The sequence below is a fragment of the Brevundimonas sp. genome (assembly GCF_032107865.1).
In the GTDB taxonomy this organism is placed as follows: Bacteria; Pseudomonadota; Alphaproteobacteria; order Caulobacterales; family Caulobacteraceae; genus Brevundimonas.
Genome location: NZ_DAMCNG010000270.1, coordinates 1 through 3,208, shown reverse-complemented (window position 1 = coordinate 3,208; position 3,208 = coordinate 1). Strand labels below are relative to the sequence as shown.

The window sequence follows — 3,208 nt, the reverse complement described above, 5'->3', positions numbered from 1 at the left end:
GCACCTCGAAGCGGGCGCCGATCACGGCGCCGTCGGGGTCGGTGCGGTTCTCGGCGTGGACGCGCCCGCCATGGGCGTCGATGATCTGGCGCACGATGGCCAGGCCCAGGCCCGAGTTGGCGCCGAAGGCCGTGCCCTTGGGCCGCGAGGTGTAGAAGCGCTCGAACACCGTCTCCAGGTTTTCAGCCGGGATGCCGGGGCCGTCGTCTTCGACGCGGATGCGCAGGGGCAGGTCGGGCTGGCTGTCGTCGCGGTCCAGGCTCACCCGCACCTCGCCGTCCGGCGGGCTGAAGGAGCGGGCGTTGTCGATCAGGTTGCGGAACACCTGGCCCAGAGGAATGTCGCGGCCGACGACGCGGGCGCTGTCGGCGGTCAGGACGAAGCGCACCGGGGGCTCGCCCGGCTTCTGTCCGGCCTCGTAAACGCCGATGATGTCGCCCAGCAGTTCCTTCAGATCGATGGCGCGCGGGCGGTCGCGCGACAGTTCGGCGTCCAGACGCGAGGCGTTCGAGATGTCGGTGATCAGGCGATCCAGCCGCCGCACGTCCTGCTGTAGCAGATTGGTCAGGCGGGCCCGCTGCTCGTCGGTCTTGACCAGGGGCAGGGTCTCCAGCGCCGAACGGATGGAGGTCAGGGGGTTCTTGATCTCGTGGCTGACGTCGGCGGCGAAACGTTCGATGGCGTCCATGCGCGTCGACAGGGTGTCGGTCATGGATTCAAGCGCGCGCGCCAGGTCGCCGATCTCGTCGCGGCGGTCTTCGAGATCGGGCAGGGAGATGGCGCGGGCGCGCTGCAGACGCACCTGGTCCGCCGCCGCCGACAGCCGCATCACCGGCCGCGCCACGAACAGGTGCAGCACCAGCGACGCCAGCAGGTTCACCGCCAGCGCCACCAGGGCGAAAGGCATCAGGGCGCGCCGTTGCGCGTCCAGGGTGGCGTTGACGTCGCCGGCTTCCAGCGTCAGCACGCCCAGCACCTGCTGCACATGGCGCACGGGCAGGGAGACGGAGACGACGCGCTCGCCCTCTTCGTTACGGCGGATGGCGGCCTGAGGCGTGCCTTGCAGGGCGCGTTCGACTTCGGCCGACAGTTCGGCGTCGGCGCGGGCCAACCGCGCGGTTTCGCGTCGTGACGGTTCCGTCGGAGCCAGGGCGGTGCCCGCCGGGTTGGCGGGAGGCAGGGGGGCGCCGGGGATGGTGTCGCTGACCCGGAAGGAATCCGACACCTCGATCCCGTCCATGTCGAACAGGCGGGCGCGCTGGCCCGCCGGGATGAAGTTGTCGCGCAGCCACAAGGCGGCCGCGCGATCGTCCAGCATGGGATAGGGGTCGCCCTGGGTGATGCCCAGTTCGCCCAGGACGTTGGCCAGCAGCTCAGCCTGGACGCCGAGCGATTCCTGGCGCGCCTCGATCAGACCGCGCCGCCACTCGTTCAGCAGCAGGGCGCCGCCGAACAGGATCAGCAGGCTGAGAAGATTGAGGGCCAGGATGAAGCCGCCCAGGCGCGATCCGCCGAAGCGGAATCGGCGCCGCGCCGGGGCGTCTTCAGGTTCAGCTCTCGCGGTAGCGGTATCCGACGCCATACAGGGTCTCGATAGCGTCGAACTCGGGGTCGACCATGCGGAACTTCTTTCGCATCCGTTTCACATGGCTGTCGATGGTGCGATCGTCGACATAGACCTGATCGTCATAGGCGGCGTCCATCAGATTGTCGCGGCTCTTCACGAAACCGGGGCGCTGGGCCAGAGCCTGCAGCAGCAGGAACTCGGTGACGGTCAGCTTGACCGGTCGCCCGTCCCAGGTCGATTCGTGGCGGGCCGGGTCCATCGACAGCTTGCCGCGCTTGATCGCCTTGCCGGCTTCGATGGCGGCGGGATCGATGGGGTCGAGGCCTTCCACGCCTGCGCGGCGCAGCAGGGCCTTCACCCGTTCAATCAGCAGGCGCTGGCTGAAAGGCTTGTGGATATAGTCGTCGGCGCCGAGGTTGAAGCCGAGGATCTCGTCGATCTCCTCGTCCTTGGACGTCAGCATGATGACCGGAATGCTGGAGGTCTGGCGCAGACGGCGCAGCACTTCCATGCCGTCCATGCGCGGCATCTTGACGTCCAGGATGGCCAGGTCCGGCGGGGTGGCTTCCAGCGCTTCCAGGCCCGAGGCGCCGTCGTGATAGGCGGTCACCGTATGGCCGTGGCTTTCCAGCGCCAGAGAGACGGAGGCCACGATGTTCTCGTCGTCGTCGACCAGGGTGATGTTAGCCAAGGGCTTCTCCTTAGTGCGGGCGGGTCGATCGCGTGATCGGCCGCCGTATCCGGTAACGCGCGGCAAGCGTAACCGTTCTATGCATTCGCGGTGACTTTACGGCCACTGCAAAATGGTTTGCGCGACTCTGCCTTTCAACCCGTGCGAGGAAAAGGCGAAACCTCGCCTTAAAGCCTGGAAAGTCAGAATAGCCGTCTTGCTGTCCACGAAAGCGCCATGGCCGGTCCCGTCCACTACGAAATTTACATCCGCCGCACGCCGCCGGACGACTGGTCGCTGTCGCAGGCCATGGAGGACCGTCGCCGCGCCATGGAGACGGCCGAGGATTTGATGCGCGACCGTCAGGCCGTGGCCGTGCGCGTCACCAAGGAGACCCTGGACCCCGAGACTATGGAGTTCGCCAGCGTCGTCGTCCTGACGCGCGGCGCGCCGGAACTGAAGCGCAAGCGTCCGGCGCCGGTCGAGCCGCGCGGCCCTTCCTGTCGCGGCGTGCAGGATCTCTACGCCCCCCATGCGCGCGAGACCATCGGTCGCATCCTGGAGGACTGGCTGGCGCGTCAGGGCGCGACGGCGTTCGAGCTGCTGCATCGGCCGGATCTGGCCGAACGGCTGGAAGCCTCCGGCGTGGAGTTGCAGCACGCCATCCAGAAGGTCGCCGTGCCCGAGGCCCAGGCCGTTCCCGGCCAGTCGGTGCACGAGCTGATGCGCCACTATCAACGCCTGGCCGAACAGGCGATCGAGCGGCTATTGAAGGCGGGCCGCAGCCGGACGTTTGCGGATCTGGAGACGCGGTCCGTCGCCGATCTGGCGCACAGCCTGGCTGGGGCGCCGGACCGGGCCTTCCTCATGGGCGGGGCGGTGGCCGGGTCGCTGCGCGCCCTGACGGGGGCGCGGGCGCGGCTGGAACGGCTGATGGACATCTGCGATCGGGCGCCGATCGAGGGGCCGCC

2 protein-coding genes and 1 pseudogene are annotated in these 3,208 nt (G+C 68.4%); 1 reads left to right on the top strand and 2 read right to left on the bottom strand.

Annotated elements, in window-relative coordinates; all coding sequences use genetic code 11:
- Together RT567_RS15320 and RT567_RS15315 are read right to left on the bottom strand one after the other, a co-directional pair.
- Positions 1 to 1,582: ATP-binding protein (locus RT567_RS15320; RefSeq protein ID WP_313577102.1), on the bottom strand; the 1,582-nt coding region annotated here is incomplete at its 3' end.
- Positions 1,551 to 2,258 carry a response regulator transcription factor gene (locus tag RT567_RS15315; protein ID WP_313577101.1) on the bottom strand — a complete coding sequence of 236 codons (708 nt, stop codon included), beginning with the start codon at positions 2,256 to 2,258 and terminating at the stop codon, positions 1,551 to 1,553. The genes RT567_RS15320 and RT567_RS15315, both read right to left, overlap by 32 nt.
- A 216-nt stretch (positions 2,259 to 2,474) precedes the next feature.
- Between RT567_RS15315 and RT567_RS15310 the strand changes: the two are divergent.
- Positions 2,475 to 3,208 (top strand): annotated as a pseudogene (locus RT567_RS15310) (hypothetical protein); the annotation flags it as partial.